General features: G+C 38.0%; 15 protein-coding genes. 2 read left to right on the top strand and 13 right to left on the bottom strand.

Annotation, left to right across the window (positions count from 1 at the left end; translation table 11 throughout):
* Positions 1 to 9: 9 nt before the first annotated feature.
* The 13 genes from ACWPKD_RS02550 to ACWPKD_RS02490 all read right to left on the bottom strand — a co-directional run bounded on the left by ACWPKD_RS02550 (position 10) and on the right by ACWPKD_RS02490 (position 14,680).
* Positions 10 to 375 carry a VOC family protein gene (locus tag ACWPKD_RS02550; protein ID WP_455411109.1) on the bottom strand — a complete coding sequence of 122 codons (366 nt, stop codon included), beginning with the start codon at positions 373 to 375 and terminating at the stop codon, positions 10 to 12.
* Between the two features lie 2 nt (positions 376 to 377).
* Positions 378 to 1,127, bottom strand: a complete 750-nt coding sequence (locus ACWPKD_RS02545) for a maleate cis-trans isomerase family protein (RefSeq protein ID WP_455411108.1) — start codon at positions 1,125 to 1,127, stop codon at positions 378 to 380.
* Entirely contained in the window at positions 1,124 to 1,750 is a 627-nt protein-coding gene (locus tag ACWPKD_RS02540; RefSeq protein WP_455411107.1) for a class I SAM-dependent DNA methyltransferase, read from the bottom strand. Before ACWPKD_RS02540 ends, ACWPKD_RS02545 begins: the two co-directional genes overlap by 4 nt.
* Before the next feature lie 16 nt (positions 1,751 to 1,766).
* On the bottom strand, positions 1,767 to 4,322 hold the full coding sequence (locus tag ACWPKD_RS02535; RefSeq protein WP_455411106.1) for a WG repeat-containing protein: 2,556 nt from the start codon (positions 4,320 to 4,322) through the stop codon (positions 1,767 to 1,769).
* A gap of 17 nt (positions 4,323 to 4,339) precedes the next feature.
* Entirely contained in the window at positions 4,340 to 5,254 is a 915-nt protein-coding gene (locus ACWPKD_RS02530) for a fumarylacetoacetate hydrolase family protein (RefSeq protein WP_455411105.1), read from the bottom strand.
* On the bottom strand, positions 5,254 to 6,438 hold the full coding sequence (locus tag ACWPKD_RS02525; protein ID WP_455411104.1) for a retropepsin-like aspartic protease: 1,185 nt from the start codon (positions 6,436 to 6,438) through the stop codon (positions 5,254 to 5,256). Before ACWPKD_RS02525 ends, ACWPKD_RS02530 begins: the two co-directional genes overlap by 1 nt.
* A gap of 1 nt (position 6,439) precedes the next feature.
* On the bottom strand, positions 6,440 to 7,546 hold the full coding sequence (locus ACWPKD_RS02520) for a cupin domain-containing protein (RefSeq protein WP_455411103.1): 1,107 nt from the start codon (positions 7,544 to 7,546) through the stop codon (positions 6,440 to 6,442).
* A 205-nt stretch (positions 7,547 to 7,751) separates the two neighbouring features.
* On the bottom strand, positions 7,752 to 8,732 hold the full coding sequence (locus ACWPKD_RS02515) for a carbon-nitrogen hydrolase family protein (protein WP_455411102.1): 981 nt from the start codon (positions 8,730 to 8,732) through the stop codon (positions 7,752 to 7,754).
* Positions 8,733 to 8,739: 7 nt separating this feature from the next.
* Complete coding sequence (locus ACWPKD_RS02510; RefSeq protein WP_455411101.1) at positions 8,740 to 9,165, bottom strand: acyl-CoA thioesterase; 426 nt, start codon at positions 9,163 to 9,165, stop codon at positions 8,740 to 8,742.
* A gap of 112 nt (positions 9,166 to 9,277) precedes the next feature.
* Positions 9,278 to 10,867, bottom strand: coding sequence for an AMP-binding protein (locus ACWPKD_RS02505; RefSeq protein ID WP_455411100.1), 1,590 nt, complete (start codon positions 10,865 to 10,867; stop codon positions 9,278 to 9,280).
* Between the two features lie 3 nt (positions 10,868 to 10,870).
* Positions 10,871 to 11,773 carry an alpha/beta fold hydrolase gene (locus ACWPKD_RS02500; RefSeq protein WP_455411099.1) on the bottom strand — a complete coding sequence of 301 codons (903 nt, stop codon included), beginning with the start codon at positions 11,771 to 11,773 and terminating at the stop codon, positions 10,871 to 10,873.
* Between the two features lies 1 nt (position 11,774).
* Positions 11,775 to 14,072, bottom strand: coding sequence for an oxidoreductase (locus ACWPKD_RS02495; RefSeq protein ID WP_455411098.1), 2,298 nt, complete (start codon positions 14,070 to 14,072; stop codon positions 11,775 to 11,777).
* Positions 14,072 to 14,680, bottom strand: a complete 609-nt coding sequence (locus ACWPKD_RS02490) for a flavin reductase family protein (RefSeq protein ID WP_455411097.1) — start codon at positions 14,678 to 14,680, stop codon at positions 14,072 to 14,074. Before ACWPKD_RS02490 ends, ACWPKD_RS02495 begins: the two co-directional genes overlap by 1 nt.
* 191 nt (positions 14,681 to 14,871) lie before the next feature.
* Between ACWPKD_RS02490 and acs the strand changes: the two genes are divergently transcribed.
* Together acs and ACWPKD_RS02480 are read left to right on the top strand one after the other, a co-directional pair.
* Positions 14,872 to 16,779: an acetate--CoA ligase gene (gene acs, locus ACWPKD_RS02485; RefSeq protein ID WP_455411096.1), complete on the top strand. Its 1,908-nt coding sequence runs from the start codon at positions 14,872 to 14,874 to the stop codon at positions 16,777 to 16,779.
* Between the two features lie 54 nt (positions 16,780 to 16,833).
* Positions 16,834 to 17,400 (top strand): hypothetical protein, encoded by a 567-nt coding sequence (locus ACWPKD_RS02480; RefSeq protein ID WP_455411095.1) that lies wholly within the window; start codon positions 16,834 to 16,836, stop codon positions 17,398 to 17,400.
* The last annotated feature ends 4 nt before the right edge of the window (positions 17,401 to 17,404 follow it).

The following is a 17,404-nucleotide window of genomic DNA, read 5'->3' as shown; positions in this document are numbered from 1 at the left end:
ACTGAGGCTTTATATTTTAAAATGTGGGTTGAAAATCAATCCTATAACATTGTCCCAGGGATCTTTCAGTGTCGCCACCACGATTCCGCCTCCGACTTCCTGAGGGTTTTCATGAGCTTCGGCGCCAAGCTCCAACAATCTGCTGAATTCGGTTTCGACTTCATCCACACCCCAATAACTCACCACATTGTCTGATTTGGGAAGTGGCTTTTCTTCAGGCTGTAATCCTAATTCATATCCACCAACATTGAAACCTACATAAAAAGGTTCGTCAAAATAGGGTTCCGTCTGAAACGCTTTTGCATACCATTCTTTAGCCTTAGCGATGTCGCTTACTTTGTAAATGGTAGTCCGTAATCCCTGAATCGGTTTCATATTTAATATTTTCCACTTAACAATTCTCCTCCGATCGGCGCTTTTGCTTCGATACCCAATTTCTTCATCATTTCGTAAGTCGTACAAACCGCTGCTGAAGTAACCGGAATCCCGACTTCTTTCTGAATCAGGTCAATAGCTTCCAAAGACGGCATCTGAACACAGGCTGAAGCTACTAAAACATCAACTCCCGTTAAATCCAAACGCTTGTAGATTTCCAATAAATTCATCGGATCCTGTGCTGCAACTTCTAAGTTATCCGGGATTTCCAAAGCGATGGAATCCACCACTTCAAAACCTTGATGTTCAATATAATCCACAACCAGATCCGTCAACGGACGCATATAAGGTGTAATTACCGCTACTTTCTTAGCTCCCAAAACTTTCAAACCGTTGATTAACGCACCGGCAGAAGTTACAATTGGAGTAGGGAAGTCATTCTTAATCGTTTCCTGGTGCAGGTTTACTTCCGAAACACAGTGATAACCGCGCCCCATGCTCATAATCGCTACTAAACACGCATATCCCATGACGTCTACGTGTGCGTCGGATAATTCGGTGGCACATTTTAAACTCATGACGTCCATGGCTTCCAATTCTTCTTTGGTTACCTTTTTCATGCGCATACGGCTGGAATGAAAAGTAAAACGCTCCGGTAAAATAGTTTCACGAGAACGGAAAACCGCCGGAATCTCTGTTTCCATGGTTACGTTGGAAGAAGGTACAATCTGCCCAATTCTGTATTTTTTCATTTTATTTTTATTGCAATTAGTATTAAATCTGTTGTGTTTGATCCGTCCTGTTCCGGGAATTTTTTCCGCTGCAAAGCTATGATTTTGAAACCATTTTGCCCCAGCGCTTCCGCTAAATAATCTTCCTGATGATAATGCATATAAATTTCATCACCGGTACTGCCTTTTTTAAAACCGGATTTACTGTAATCATCTTCCATGGTGCTCAGGTACAGAATTCCTCCGTCATTTAAACAATCATTAGCATCTTTTATGAGCTGAATCGTTTCTTCTTTAGACAGATAAGGTAATCCGAAACCACACATAATTCCGTCAAACTTCTTGCCCAATTTTAGAAAACCCCTGCAATCCAATAATTGAAAGCTGGCAGAAGGGTTGTTTTTCTGAGCCAATTCAATCATCTTTGGCGCTAAATCGGTTCCTAAAATTTTAAAATCAGCACGTTTTTTCAAAAGATATTTCGTGATGTTGCCCGGACCGCAAGCCAGTTCTAAAACTTCAGCATTTTCCTTTTCAATAGCCTCACAAAACAAGTCAAAAGTGTCGTTATACAAATCAAAATCCATGAAACGTTCTTCATAGAGATTTGCACATTTGTTGAACACCTCGGCTGCTTTATTCATTTTAAAAGATTTATCATTACGGTTCATAACTCTCGAAGCCGCGTGACATGAAGTACGAACTTATCCAATAACCGTTTATTTTTATAGCATTACGCAATAATTTTTCCATAAAATTATCCCCAAAAGCCCAATCACTTCTTCTTTCGTTAGTAACATATCCTCTTGAATTGGAATACGAAGTATAATCCGTAACATTTTTTAAGGAACTTTTATTATAGGAATACCCGGAATTTGTATTCCAACGCCTGTATTTGAATAGCTTTAAATCGCTTAAATACTTTTCCCTAATAGCTTTTACATTGGCATATTTTATAGCATCATGCTTAAAATCAGTGTTTTTCAACAAATCGAGCAGGTGCTCTGAAGGGGCTATTTTTAAAACAAAATCATTCAATGCATCATCTTTGGGATCGTCCAAAGCCTTTACTAAAGCAAACTTCAATTCATCAAAGGTTTTAAAACCATCGTGAGGCTGCATCGGGACTTCCCGGGTTAAAAACACACCCTTGCTGTTCACTACACGCATGTTTCCTTTGTAAAAGGTATAAGCCTGAAAGTCAGATTCTGTATTTGATAATTTTTTTAACGATTCAAAATTGGCAATTTCATCAAAAGGCCCTTCATTAATCACTTTATTTTTAGCATTGATTATTTGATAGTACTTGCCTTTTTTCGCTTTGAACAAACCTGAATAAGAGATGCGCTTTAAATCCTTATATTCAAATGGAATGACAATGTTATTTTTCAAATCTACAGCGCCAAATTTATTTCCGTCAGACACAACAACTATAGGGGAGTTATCGCTTTCGTTTTCATAATTATGTCGCAGAAAATCTAAATTTATGGTATCGTATTTAAATGGAATTACAATTTGGCCCATTTCGTCAATAAGCCCAACTTTATTCCCTTTCCTAATACTGATATAAGTGTTTTTTTTAATTTCAAAACGCTGTAAAACAGCATCATAAATTATTGGGACAACCAATTTTTTACTAAACTCTTCGAAGATTCCGATTTTTCCTTTAATGTCTTTAACAAACAGCAGGTTTTTTTTATTGGAATAACTAAAAGGATTCAATAAATTTTCTTGGTTCAAAATGTAGCCGTACTCGCTTAAACCCTCTGCAAAAATCAGGTTATTACCGGCATCTAAAAAATTAACGAATTCTTTATTCTTTTTCAGGATAATCAATTTACTGTCAGGTGTATCGCTATCGGTTATCCAATCATATTCGACGGGGATTACCATTTTTCCATCGTGATTATAAAGCCCGAATTTGCGATTGGTTTCAGAATTTCCTTTTACAACTCTTAACAACTTCCCTAAAACACTGATGTGCTCAAATTCAGCCGGAACCACAATTCTGTTATCCCGAGTTACCAATCCGAATTTTTCTCCTGATTTTACTTTCAGTAAATCTTCATAACCGGTTTCATAAAAAGTATCAATATCATCATAGATAGGAGGAACAATTACTTTGCCTTGTTTATCAAGGATTCCTTTTTTTCTGTCTTTAGCTACCTGATATCCGATACCGCTATATTGAGCAATAAAATCAGTATCATATTCAAAAGGCGCTATTTGCTCTCCCTGCAGATTAAAAATACCCGCTTTTTTATTCTTTGATGCCATAACTGCACCATAACCGTCAGTAAAAACACGGTCGAATTCTATTTCGGTTTTTTTCTTATTAGTACTGTTTGAAAAATAAATACCGTAAAAATCTCCTTTTTTCACACTATAATAGCCAAAGGAATCTGCATTGAATACAGCATCATTTTCAGCAGGGTAAATAATAGTCCCATTAGCATCAATTAATCCAAACTTGTTGCCTTTTTGTATGGTTAAATATGGAATATTTTGAGAGGACTGTAATAACAGATTAGGCGCTTTTACTTTTTGTTGCGGCTTATTGTTATAGTTATTATAATGCTGATTTCTTATCGGAATAAAAATGCTGTCATATTCAAATGGAATAATCGTTTGATCTTTTATCACACCGTATTTTCCATCTGTCTTTACAATTGCTACGTTTTGGTATACTGCAGCATACTCAATCTTTTTTGGTAGTAATTTATTTTGCTTGTTGAAAATAAGCTGCGTAGCATTCTTACTGTTTTTTATTACTGTAATATGATTATTTCCACCAATAATTCTGTCATATTTAATAGGCAGCAAAACCTCACCATTTACTGAGATTTTACCATATTTCTTCTTTTGTTTAACTACAAATCCTGGTCCTGTTTTATATACATCTGAACCAATACTGTCAAACTCAATTTTACCAATCAATTCTCCTTTTTTGTTGGCAATTCCGAAGAGATTGTTCTTTTTAACGATAAAACCATCTGAAGCCCATTGAATATCATCATAAATTGTTCCTTGTCGAACATCCCGAGGAAAAACAAAACCACTTTTACCATTTTCTTTATAAGTTCCCGCTGATATATATTCAGCGTTGGGAGCTTCCATTACCTCGACAGGGTAATCACCTTTTTCTTCAACTTCAATGACTTGAGCTGAAGCTGAAAATCCTAAAAGGAAAAGCGGCAAAAGATATGTTTTGTTCATTTTCAACAACTTAAAGATTATCTCGAAATTTCCTTAACAGTATTCACAATGGTTCCGATACCTTCCACAGTAGCTTCCACCACGTCACCGTCCCACATCCATTCCTGAGGATTTCTTCCGGCACCAACGCCAGCAGGTGTTCCTGTTGCGATTATATCACCGGATTCCAAGGTGAAAACCGTACTCAAATCTTCAATCAAATCGTTGATGTTGAACAACAGGAATTTTGTATTGGAATTCTGTTTTTCCACACCATTCAGTTTTAAGGACAAATTCAGGTTATGAGGATTTTCGATTTCATCCGCAGTAACCAAAACCGGGCCCATTGGTGCAAACGTATCCTGTCCTTTGGAAACGATCCATTGGCCTTCACGACGGCAATCGCGGGCTGAAATGTCATTGATTACAGTATAACCGAAAACATGGTTTAAGGCATCTTCTTTCGGGATATATTTTCCGCCTTTACCAATTACCACAGCTAATTCTACTTCCCAGTCCAATTGTTGTGTCAATCTTGGATTCAGCAAAATGTTTGTATTGGTAGCCGTTACTGATGTTGGCGGTTTTGAAAAGATGATTGGTTTTTGAGGCAATTTCCCCGTAGTATCCAATGTTCTTGCACTTTCCGCAACGTGTTCCGTATAATTCAAACCGATTCCGATGATGTTTTTTCTTGGTTTCGGAATAGGAGCAAGGAAGGTTATATTTGATAATGGATACGAACAATTGCTCAATTCATCTGAAGATAAACCGTTGATAATCCCTTGAATACGTGTTACTTCCACCAATCCCATATCGATTAAATCCAACATGGTTTTCGGTAAGTTTTCTTTTTTGATTTGTGCCAGATCTTCCAAATCGATCATGTGGCCGTTTTGTACAACACCTAATCGCGGTGCAGCGTGGTTTATTTGGTACGTTGCTAATTTCATTAATTCTCTATTTTAATAAGGACGGTTTTATTTTCTTTTGTTTTAATTTCCATTTCATAGGAAGGAGTTTCTTTTCTGAAGTTTTTCAACTTTAATATATCGCAAAGATCGAGTTCGCTTAGCGTGTAATTCCCCATGCGCACGATTTCATCTCCATAATGCAATTGATTGCGGTAAGAGGCGTTCCAAACAAAACCAACCGACAATCTGTTGTTCATAAAAGTGGCTGCATAAACAGGTACTTTTTCAGAAAGCGTAATGTTGGGATCAGCCTCAAAATAAAACTTTTTGTTTTTGAAATCTATGGTTATGTCTCCGTGTTTTAACAAATCAAAGCCTATTCTCGAATTGTTGTCTTCAGTAGTGGTGGTTATAACGTTTGAAAAAACAGTCTCATTTACTTTAAAATAATTTGTCTGAAGAAGAAACTGTTCTTTTTCTGTTGATGCCCCAAACAAGCCAACACTGCCACTTCCGGAAGAGCTGGACAATTCTTTAAAGAACTTTTCATTGGCCAATTTAGAATAAACACGTTTTGAAATTTCATAAAAGCCATCCATACCGGTGTCAATCATCAAAGATTCAGAACCTTTTTGATTGGATCCGTTTAAAAAATCCACTGAAATGAATGGGGCTTTCTGTTCTCCAACCAATGTTAATTTTGTTGATGGAGCTTTGATTTTCAACTTTTCAACACGATCGGTTACCCATATTTTACGGTCCTTCAGGCTGATTTTCAAAATTGAATTTTTAAAAAAATTGCTTCCGATCAAGCCATCAATCTTATAACATTTTAATAACGGATGATTATCCAAATCTGAAATCAAGGCAACATTATCTTGAAAATCCAGCGTTCCTAATTTCATTGACTTCAAAGCACCCATTTCTAACGTGCTTTTATTGTTATTGGCATCCGTAGTAACTATGCTTTTTTTGTCCTGAAGTTTAATTTCGTCTGCCACTCGTTTGGAAATCAAATTCGGAGCACCTGTATCTAACATAAAATAATACACTTTATTGTTGATAGTTACCGGTACCTTTATTTTCTCATTTACCAATTCGAAATCGATTACTTCATAGTAATTGGACTGCGCTATTTTACCACTGTTTATTTTTAACTTTTGCCCGTAACCAACTACGGTGAGCAAGCAAAGCACAACCAAATAATAAAATCCAATTTTCATTTTAAACAGTTTGATTCCCATTATTCTCCGAATACACGCGTTCCTGATACAGTCCTAATCCTTCAATAACAGGTAAATCATTGAACGAGAACAAACAAGCGTCTTCAGTCCCGGAAGCATTATGATGCTCATGCCAAGCCCATGACGGTACACAGAAAATATCTCTTTCTTTCCAGTCAAAACGTTTTCCGTTGATGATTGAATATCCGCTTCCTTTTGCACATTGATAGACAAAAGAACCGGTATGTTTATGTGCTTTTCCTTTAAAACCGGCTGGTAACAATTGCATCGAAGCCCCCATGGTCTGCATCACATGTCCGCCCGTTAACGGATTCGAATATTGCATGATTATACCATCGAAAGGTGATCCTTCGTTCACTTTTGCAGCTTCCAGCAAGGCCGGATAAACCTGTTTCCAGGAATATTTGAATAAAGGTGAATACGGTTTGTCCCATACTTTATCTGCAGGGATAATTCCGGCACCTCCATATGATAATGGCAAATAATTAACCGGAGCCTGTAAAGGTTGTTTCCCATCAAAAACAGCATAATCATTTGCTTCCAAAGCATTTACCAATGGGATATCTAAACCATCCTGCCAAACACAGGTTTTTCCGCCTTCTGCAACACCGTGTTCGTGCCATGCGGAATTTGGTGTAATCACAAAATCGTTTACTTCAAAAGTTACTTTGTTTCCGTCAACGACAGTATAACCGCCTTCGCCTTCCATAATGAAACGTAGGGCAGAGGCCTTATGACGGTGTGCTGAAGTACTTTCTCCGGGACGTGTCACCTGAATTCCCGTGTATAACCAACCAACAGCCGCTGAAACATCTTTACGCTTATCATTTACTAAATAAACTACGCGACGTCCCGCTTGTTCCGGGGTAACCAATTCTGAGGATTTCAGAACCAATTCACGCAAATCTTCGTATTTCCAAAGCATTGGCACTGAAGATGTTCGCGGTTCCCAAGGTTCAATATCATTGGCAACTGTCCATAAAGCGCCGGCGCCTAAACCTTCAAGTTCTTTGTAGTAAGCTTCCAGTTCGGGAGTATCTTTAACTCTTGCGCGACCGATTTGATCGTCTGAATATTTATCTTCCATTTTATTATTTTTTGGAGCGAATGGTTTGGGCTTTTTTGCCATCCTTTTTCCTGCTTTCCGCTTTTGCGTGGCGACCGCTGCAATCAGGGCTGGAGGAGAAAACTATTCGCTTATTTGTTATCTTTTTTATTTAAACGCAAAAGTCACAAAATTTAAAAATCCGTAAAACCCGCGCTTGGAAATATGTTTTAATCCGTGTTCAATTTTAGCGCTTATTGAATTCTTCGTGATTGTCAATAAACGTGATTTTTCTTGTTGGTGCTACATTCACACGCAAATCAAAAATATCGAAACGGTTGTAATGTCCTAAAATGTCGTGCATTTGTTTCGGTTGTATACATTTTGCCAAATCGATATCGGCATAAACAATACCTTCCTCATCGATTAAAGGTTCTCCAATTACAGCGCCATTTGGCCCGATAAAACCTGAAAATGCAGAATTTTTACGGGTTAACAATTCTTCAATGTTCGGAACATCATCTTTCAAAGCATCCATAATTTCTTTGGAAATTGTGGAGCAGGAAACAATCGTAAACAATTTTCCTTCAAACGAATGCGCAGCCGCACGGATCTTAATGGCTTCCGCCATATTGTAATCAGGAGGGGCAACCGGTAAGGAAATATAATTCGCAATGTGAATCAATTCACCCTGTGATAAAAGTGTGAAACGTGCTAACGTATTGGTGTTTTCACCGCAAGCCAAAGTTCCGATTGGACCAATTTCTGTATCGTAAACTTTCAATGAAGAACCGTCTCCGGAAGTCCAGGTTAATTTTTCCGCCCAAGTTGGAACTAACTTTCTATGTCTTCCAATCAGGGTTCCGGTATTGTCGATGATTAAATTCGTATTGTAGATTTCCCCATAACTGTTTCCGCGTTCGTTGATTCCCATGACAATGTGAATATCATTGTCTTTGGCAGCCTGATACAAACGTTTCATGTCTGCATCGTCTGTAGTAACTGAGTTTTTATAAAGTTCTTCATACCATTTACTACCCTGAACGGGTGTCATCACCCAATTCCAATACGGATAGCCCGCTACGAAAACTTCCGGAAAAGCAATTAATTTGGCTCCGTTTGAAGCAGCTTGTTCAACAAAGGAAATAGCTTTATCAATAGTTTTTTCAACGTTTAGAAAAACGGGTGAGGTTTGAACGGTGGCGGCTTTGAATTTTTTAAATTCCATGTGTAAATTATTGTGGTAAAAGGAAATAACTTATTTTTTCTCTCATTTCTTCACTAAAGGCTTCCGCAGAAATAGTTTTACGGTCTTCGGCGATTTTTACGTTAACCAAAGTCACTTCGCCTTCCAGAATAGTTTCCCCTTGTTGGTTCTTAAACATAAAAGCACAAAGTAGGGAAGAACTGCGTAACTCTTTAACCCACAACTCTTTTATGATTACTTCGCCTAAACGAGCCGCTTTTTTGAATTGCACTTTCAAGTCAACCGTTGGAATACCATTGGTTTCGTGCATCTTGGAAAAAGGTCTGTGCAATGCTTCTTCAAACCAGTCTTCCACTAATCCGTTAAGCATTTCCAGGAATCTTGGGTAAAATACAATTCCTGCAAAATCTATATGTTGAAAACGAATTTTCTCAGTTTTAATAAAATATTTCATATATGTGAAATTTATTTGTCAGCGGTCATATATGGTATCGCTTTTTAATTCTTTGGTGTTTATTTACAATAAACTGTTGTTTATTGCGATTTCATAAGTGTAAAATTAAGTATTATTTCAATTTAAATCGTTGGATTTTACCCGTTTCCGTTTTAGGCAAAACATCAATGAAATTGATTACTCTCGGATATTTATAAGGAGCAGCTACTTCCTTGAACCATTGCTGAATAGCCTTTGCGAATTCATCCGTTGCTTTATGTTTTTCTTTCAGAACAATATGTGCGCAAACGAGCATTCCTCTTTCTTCATCAGGCAAACCGACTACGGCACATTCCTGAATTGCATCATGGGTTAACAAAACGCTTTCCACTTCAATAGCAGCAATGTTATACCCCGAAGAAATGATCATATCATCACCACGGGCCACAAACCAAAAGAAACCGTCTTCGTCCTGACGGAAAATATCGCCTGTCAGGTTCCATCCGTTTTCCACGTATTCGCGTTGTTTTTCTTCTCTGTTTAGGTATTTACAACCTGTAATTCCTCTAACTGCCAATCTTCCCGGTTCGTTTCTCGGAACTTCATTTCCTTGCTTGTCAATGATTTTGGCTTCGTATCCAGTAATAGCAACACCTGTGGACCCGGGCTTCATGTTGGATTCGTTGGAGGAAATAAAAATATGCAACATTTCCGTAGCACCGATTCCGTCAATGATTTTTAAACCTGTTGCGTTGTACCAGTCTTCCCAAACTTTTAAAGGAAGGGTTTCTCCGGCTGACACACATTTGCGTAAACTTGAAATATCAAAATCATTTGCCTTCGTTGTTAAAACCCGCCAAGCTGTTGGAGCGGTAAAACAAATCGTGATCTTATATTCCTGAATCGCCTGCAATAACAAATCCGGGCTTGGTTTTTCAATTAAGAAAGTTGATGCGCCGAAATACATCGGAAACAACACCAAACCTCCTAAACCAAATGTAAAACCTAAAGGCGGACTTCCTGTAAATACATCATTTTGAGTAGGCTGTAAAGAATATTGCGGGAACGCCTCACAAATATTAAGCACATCTTTATGATAATGCGCTGTCATTTTCGGCAATCCCGTAGTTCCGGAAGTAAAACCGATTAAAGCAATACTATCTGATTTTGAATGGTAATTGGAGAATGTTTTTGGTTTGTTCTGCATTAAATTTTCCAATTCCGAAGCTTTGTAATAGCAGGTTCTTTTCAAAAAAGGAGATTTTACCAGTTCCATTTCTTCCGCTAAATCAGCGTCGCATAACACGTGTGAAATTTCTGCACAATCGATAATGGTTGTCAACTCTTTAGAGCGGAGCAAGGGCATGGTAGCTACCACAATTCCACCGGCTTTTAAAATGGCATACCAACAGGCTACCATCATAGGATTATTGGCAGAACGGATCAATACACGATTTCCGGACTTCAATCCTAAATCATCCACCAAAACATGTGCAATCTGATTAGCTTTTTCAAACAGATCGTTATACGTCCATTTTTCTTCAAATGTCTGAATACAAACTGCATCGCCGTGACCGTTCTGAATATGGTAATCCAATAAACGTTCAACACAATTAAGCATTTCAGGCCGATTGAATTGCGGCACATCCGAAAAAGTATAATCCGGCTGTAAATCCAGGCTTGGTAAACTATTGTGAGCGAAGTTATCTTCGTAATGTTTCATTGTCTAACTCTTTAAAAAATGCTTTATGCTGTTAAAATAAAGTTCTTTGGCATCCAGCCAGCCATAATGGCCACAATTCTTCATCAAAACAAGTTTAGAATTGGGAAAAGCCGCTGCATTCTCCTTTGCTGTTTCAATGCTGATAATATCATTTTCACCTTGCAAAACCAGAACAGGCTGTTTGAAATTACTGAATTTGTCGGTACAGTCAAAATTCCGTTGCATATCCTGAAAAACTATAGAATTGATCTCGAAATCAACCTGAGTCAGCCTTTGTGCTATAATAGAAGCATTTGCTTTGTTAAACACATAAGCATTAGCTAAATACTTCGCTCTCAATTTTTTGGTTATTTCTGTTGCATCACCATTGCTCATTTTCTGCTGATAATAATCTAAACTGTCTTTTTGCACTTTAGTAAGGTTATCAGCAATACGGCTTTGAGCATAACGGGTAAAATTCATGTTAACACCTCCTGAAGAAGAAAATATCAGTTTATCAATGTTATCCGGATGTTTTGTAGCATAATAAGCCGCAAGCATCCCGCCAAAAGAATGGCCCAAAATGGTCCATTTACTTATTTTAAGTGACTTTCGAAGCTTTTCGATGTCTTGTGTCATCAATTCCAAAGAAATATGTTCCGGATCAATTTTTTTAACCGATGATAAACCAGTGCCTCGCTGGTCATAAATAATGGTTTGATAGCCTAATTTAGATATTTCTTCTGCTACATAACTGAAGCCATCGCAATTCATTCCCGGACCACCGTTGATGATTAAGACGGGGTTACCTTTGCCAAAAGTTTTGTAGTGTAATTTCGAATCATGACTTACAACAATAGTTCCATTTACCTGTGAAAAACCAGTAAGCGTAATTATAAACAACAAAAAGGAAAGTATATATTTCATCTTAGTTTTTCTTATGACTTTCAGGTTTCAACGCTCTTTTCATGCCTTCAACCATTTTGCGGTCTGAAGTTTTTAGCGGATATAGATGTGTTGTTCCGGCCATGTATTGTTGTGGAATATCTGTTGGTCTGAAATTCTCGTAAGCCTGAGCATTTCGCACGAAATAAGGATCTAACAGCAATGGTCTTCCCAAAGAAACCAAATCGGCACGACCGTTTAATATAATCGTATTAATCTGATCGATATCTTGAATGTAACCTGCTGTAATCGTTGGAATATGAACGGTATTGCGAACCATATCCGAGAAAGGTGTTTGCCACATTCTTCCGGTTTGCGGTTTTTGATGAACAACTGTATTTCCTGTTGAAACGCTGATAATGTCTGCACCGGCTGTTTTGAACGCTTCTGAAATTGTAATCACATCAGCTTCCGTAATTCCGTTTTCGGCCCAATCGGATGCAGAGATTCGTACCGACATCGGTTTATGCTGCGGGAATACTTTTCGCATTTCGCTAAATACACGAATCGGGAATTTCATTCTGTTTTCAATACTTCCGCCGAATTCGTCTGTTCTGATATTGGTTAAAGGAGATAAGAATGAAGCCAATAAAAAACCGTGATGTGCCTGTAGTTCAATCATATCGAAACCTGCTTCATCTGCATTTTTAGCCGCCTGTACGAAAGCTGACGTTACCTGGTCCATATCTTCCAAAGTCATTTCCTTTGGCATCCCAAGTTTATCATTGAACGGAATTGGAGAGGCGGAAAGCAATTGCCAAGGATTCTCAATCGATTCAGAACCGCCTTCCCAAGGTTTTTTAGCAGCTCCTTTTCGTCCGGAATGCCCTAACTGGATTCCTATTTTGGTTTGTGTATTTTTATGAATAAAATTTGTGATTTTTTTCCAGCTAACTACTTGTTCCTGTGAATATAAACCAGCACAACTTTGTGTAATTCTTGCGGTTTCGGAAACTGCGGTCATTTCTGCGATAATCAATCCGACACCACCAATGGCGCGACTTGTATAATGTTGAAAATGCCAATCATTTACCTCACCGTTTTCCGCCGAATATTGTCCCATCGGAGACATAACAATTCGGTTCGGTAACGTCATTTCTCTTAATTTAAAAGGCGTGAAAGCTGCCGGTGTTTTAACATCGGTACCAATTTTTGCATTGAATTCTGTTAAAACTTTTTCAGGGTAAGAAGCATCTCGAATCGCTAAATTTTCAAAGGTAACTTTCTTGGAGCGTGTCATAACCCCAAAGGTAAACTGCTGAAAATCATGCTGTGCGTGACGATCCATATGCTCAAACCAATCCAGAGAAACATTTGCTGCATGCTGAATCATTTCCACACGGTTTCTTCTTGCATTCTCATATTGTTCAAAAGCTGCTGAAACATTATTCTGATTAGCAACTACCGAATCAGAAAGCGCAATCGCACATTCCATAGCCAGTTTAGTTCCGGAACCGATGGAGAAATGCGCCGTAGCTTTAGCATCACCTAACAAAACAATGTTGTCTTTCGACCATTTTTCATTGGTAACATGCGGAAACTGACGCCAATGCGATTTATTGGTGATTAGCGGATGCCCGTCTAATTCTTCTTTAAATATGTTTGCGATTTTAGCAATCGTATCTTCTTCATTTGTGACTTCAAATCCTGCTTTTTCCCAGGTTTCATTGGAACATTCGAAAATCCAGGTGCTCATTCCGGCTTCGTATTGATAGGTATGCGCCACGAAAGTTCCGAATTCAGTGGTTCTGAAGAAATAGGTGAAAGCATCCAGCGGCTTTGTAGAACCTAACCAAACGAAACGGTTTTTCTGAAGTTTTACATTGGTTCCGAAATCTGAAGCAAATTGTGTACGGATGGCGCTTCCGATTCCGTCTGCAGCTACAATGATATCGCTGTCTTTGAATTGTGATAAATCGGTGACATCAGTTTCAAAATGTAGATTTACACCTTCTTCGGTACATCTTTGCTGAAGAAGCTGTAATAAGGTTTTGCGCGAACAACCACAGAATCCGTTACCGGAAACACTAACTCTTTCACCATCACGCGCCACAACAATATCATCCCAATAAGCAAATTTACTGCGGATTAGTTCATAGGATTGTGTATCGCGGGTTAAGAATTCACCCAAAGTTTCATCAGAAAACACTACTCCGAAACCAAAACTGTCGTCGGCTTTATTTCGTTCGTAAACATCGATCTGACAATTTGGAATTGCTTTTTTGGTTAATATTGAAAAGTAGAGGCCTCCGGGACCACCACCAATTACGGTAATTTTCATTATAAAGGTCTTTTAACGGAGAAAATTTCTCCCAATTTTGAATAATTCGCGCCGGCTAAACGAGCAACAGGCTTATAGGTTTCCATATTGATTTTGAAATCGTCCAGCAATACACTTTCGTCCACATGAAACATTACTACACGGCCAATAATTACAGTCGCTCCACCATGTTTGTTATCTTCCAAAGTATAATGATGCACTAATTCACATTCCATGTTTATCGGGCTTTCCAAAACTCTTGGCGCTTTTACTTTTACGCATGGAGCAGGAGTGAGGCCGGCCAGTTCGAATTCGCTTACTTCGGGTCCGACAGGTTGTGAGGTTGTATTCATCTTTTCCACAATTTCTTCCACTACCATATTAACTACGAATTGTCCGGTTTCCAGAACATTGTTCAAAGTATCTTTGTTGGTATCATTCGGTCGGACGGTTGAAAACATTACATGTGGCGGATCTTCACCAACAGCATTGAAGAAGGAAAATGGGGCCAAATTCGGAACACCGTCTTTACTGATGCTGGAAATCCATCCTATAGGTCTGGGAATCACTGCTCCCGTTAATAATTTATAAGTAGCTTTCTGGTCAATTAGCTGAGGATCAAACTCCATAAGGATATTATAAGTTTTATTACAAATAAAGGAAAAATATCAAAAAGTTTATAGCAATATTACAGCGTTTTTTAACATATTTCGACAGAATCAAAAAGTGCAACAAATCAAAATAAATTAGTGACGAAAATCCCGTATTTTCTGAATAGTTTTCTTTAATTTGGTTTCCCTTAAAAAAAACAATTCAAGACATGAGTTATTATAAGATTAACAACCTTGAACAATACTTCAAACATTATAACAAATCTATCCGCGAACCACGTAAATTCTGGGGCAAAATAGCCGAAGAAAACTTTGTCTGGTACCAGGCATGGGACAAAGTAGTGGATTTCGATATGGGTGAAGCCAACGTAAAATGGTTTACCGGTGCGAAAGTGAATATCGTAAAAAACTGTATCGACAGGCATTTGGCGAAACGCGGCGACAAAACCGCTATCATTTTTGAGCCTAACAATCAGGAGGAAGCCGCACTTCATATTTCATACAATGAACTTTATGACCGAGTAGCAAGATTTGCCAATGTGCTTCGCGAACAAGGTATTAAAAAAGGAGACAGAATCTGCATATACCTTCCGATGATTCCGGAATTGGCGGTTTCGGTTTTGGCCTGCGCGAGAATAGGAGCGATACATTCAGTTGTATTTGCCGGTTTTTCGTCTTCAGCTGTTGCTTCCAGAATAAATGATAGTGAATGTAAAATGGTTATTACTTCCGATGGGGCCTATCGTGGAAACAAATCCATTGATCTGAAAGGGATTATCGACGATGCATTAGAAAAATGTCCTTCCGTTACTACGGTTTTGGTGGCTAAACGAACCAACACATCGGTAAACATGAAAGAAGGCCGCGACAAATGGTTACAGCCTTTATTAGATGATGCCATTCCGAATAACGTAGCCGAAATCATGGACTCGGAAGATCCGTTGTTCATCTTATACACTTCCGGATCAACAGGAAAACCTAAAGGAATGCTTCATACTACTGCGGGGTATATGGTGCAAACGGCTTATTCTTTTAAAAACATTTTCAACTACGAAGAAAACGATGTATTCTGGTGTACCGCCGATATCGGTTGGATTACAGGGCATTCCTATATTTTATACGGACCGCTTTTAAATGGTGCCACAACGGTAATTTTTGAAGGCATTCCGTCTTATCCGGATTTCGGACGTTTTTGGGAAGTGATTGACAAACATAAAGTTAGTCAGTTTTATACGGCACCGACAGCTATTCGTTCTTTGGCAAAAGAAAGCAATGAGTGGGTAGACAAACATGATTTATCTTCTTTAAAAGTAATTGGATCGGTAGGAGAGCCTATAAACGAAGAAGCTTGGCATTGGTACAACGATCACGTAGGGAAGAAAAAATGTCCGATCGTAGATACCTGGTGGCAAACCGAAACCGGAAGCATCATGATTTCGCCGGTTCCGTTCGTAACACCAACAAAACCAACGTATGCTACACTACCATTACCAGGAATTCAACCGGTTTTAATGGATGAGTTACGCAATGAGATTGAAGGCAATCAAGTCGTGGGAAGTTTATGCATCAAATTCCCTTGGCCTTCGATGGCAAGAACTATATGGGGTGATCATGAACGTTATAAAGAGACCTATTTTTCCGCTTTCCCTGGTAAATATTTCACTGGCGACGGTGCTTTACGTGACGAAGTTGGGTATTACCGAATCACGGGAAGGGTAGATGATGTTGTGATTGTGTCCGGCCATAACTTAGGAACCGCGCCAATTGAAGATGCCATCAACGAACATCCGGCGGTTGCCGAATCAGCGATTGTTGGTTTTCCGCATGATATTAAAGGAAATGCGCTTTATGGCTTCATCATCCTAAAAGAAACAGGAGAAAACCGTGACCGTGATAACCTGACCAAAGAAATCAACGAACACATTTCCAGCCATATCGGCCCGATTGCCAAATTAGACAAAATTCAGTTTGTAAGCGGTTTACCGAAAACACGTTCCGGAAAGATTATGCGCCGTATTTTGAGAAAGATTGCTGAGGGTGATTTTTCTAATTTCGGAGACATTACCACCTTACTGAATCCTGAAATTGTTGAGGAGATTAAAAACGAGAGGGTCTGAAATTAGCAGCCACGAATGCATTGATATTAATTAGTTAGCAGAAATTTTAAAAAAATGACTCAACAAATAAGAGATAAATTAATTTTCGAAAATCAAGAATTCTATCTTAATGTTGAACTAATTGAAGAATATTTTCGAGAATTTCCTGAAAAACGTCCAAAATTTGAAATACAATGTACAGCATTGTGGCGAGGATATGTTGCTAAATTTGAAGTCAAGAATAATGAATTAATAATTAATGAGCTTGATTGGTTAACCGACATAGATTTTAATATGAAATCATTACGTGACGAAATATTTCCTAATAATAAATTTGAATGGTATTCTGGTGTAATAAGAATTGATGAATTTAGAGGTGAATTTGACAAAGAGCCAGATGACGGAATTTTTGAGTACTTACAAATAGAAAATGGTAATTTTATTAAAAAAATAATATTTGATTACAAAGAATTGCAAAATTTTAAGAAAGAACAATATGAGTATTTTTTGTTATCAAATGAAGTGGAAATACTTTACGATTTTTGGAGAAAAAATAATGAAAATGGTGTAATCAATATAGAAAATGTAAATAAAATTATATTTGAAAACATAATGAGATTTACTCGAAAAGTATATGTATAATAAA

The sequence above is a fragment of the Flavobacterium pedocola genome (assembly GCF_053764385.1).
This window is presented reverse-complemented; position numbering and strand designations above follow the sequence as displayed.

What these genes read in the sequence shown, in the direction of transcription:
- ACWPKD_RS02490 (WP_455411097.1), bottom strand. Translation starts at nt 14,680, where the DNA reads ATGGAGTTTGATCCTCAGCTAATTGACCAGAAAGCTACTTATAAATTA.
- ACWPKD_RS02545 (WP_455411108.1), bottom strand. Translation starts at nt 1,127, where the DNA reads ATGAAAAAATACAGAATTGGGCAGATTGTACCTTCTTCCAACGTAACC.
- ACWPKD_RS02480 (WP_455411095.1), top strand. Translation starts at nt 16,834, where the DNA reads ATGACTCAACAAATAAGAGATAAATTAATTTTCGAAAATCAAGAATTC.
- ACWPKD_RS02500 (WP_455411099.1), bottom strand. Translation starts at nt 11,773, where the DNA reads ATGAAATATATACTTTCCTTTTTGTTGTTTATAATTACGCTTACTGGT.
- acs (WP_455411096.1), top strand. Translation starts at nt 14,872, where the DNA reads ATGAGTTATTATAAGATTAACAACCTTGAACAATACTTCAAACATTAT.
- ACWPKD_RS02520 (WP_455411103.1), bottom strand. Translation starts at nt 7,546, where the DNA reads ATGGAAGATAAATATTCAGACGATCAAATCGGTCGCGCAAGAGTTAAA.
- ACWPKD_RS02540 (WP_455411107.1), bottom strand. Translation starts at nt 1,750, where the DNA reads ATGAATAAAGCAGCCGAGGTGTTCAACAAATGTGCAAATCTCTATGAA.
- ACWPKD_RS02505 (WP_455411100.1), bottom strand. Translation starts at nt 10,867, where the DNA reads ATGAAACATTACGAAGATAACTTCGCTCACAATAGTTTACCAAGCCTG.
- ACWPKD_RS02535 (WP_455411106.1), bottom strand. Translation starts at nt 4,322, where the DNA reads ATGAACAAAACATATCTTTTGCCGCTTTTCCTTTTAGGATTTTCAGCT.
- ACWPKD_RS02550 (WP_455411109.1), bottom strand. Translation starts at nt 375, where the DNA reads ATGAAACCGATTCAGGGATTACGGACTACCATTTACAAAGTAAGCGAC.
- ACWPKD_RS02510 (WP_455411101.1), bottom strand. Translation starts at nt 9,165, where the DNA reads ATGAAATATTTTATTAAAACTGAGAAAATTCGTTTTCAACATATAGAT.
- ACWPKD_RS02495 (WP_455411098.1), bottom strand. Translation starts at nt 14,072, where the DNA reads ATGAAAATTACCGTAATTGGTGGTGGTCCCGGAGGCCTCTACTTTTCA.
- ACWPKD_RS02525 (WP_455411104.1), bottom strand. Translation starts at nt 6,438, where the DNA reads ATGAAAATTGGATTTTATTATTTGGTTGTGCTTTGCTTGCTCACCGTA.
- ACWPKD_RS02530 (WP_455411105.1), bottom strand. Translation starts at nt 5,254, where the DNA reads ATGAAATTAGCAACGTACCAAATAAACCACGCTGCACCGCGATTAGGT.
- ACWPKD_RS02515 (WP_455411102.1), bottom strand. Translation starts at nt 8,732, where the DNA reads ATGGAATTTAAAAAATTCAAAGCCGCCACCGTTCAAACCTCACCCGTT.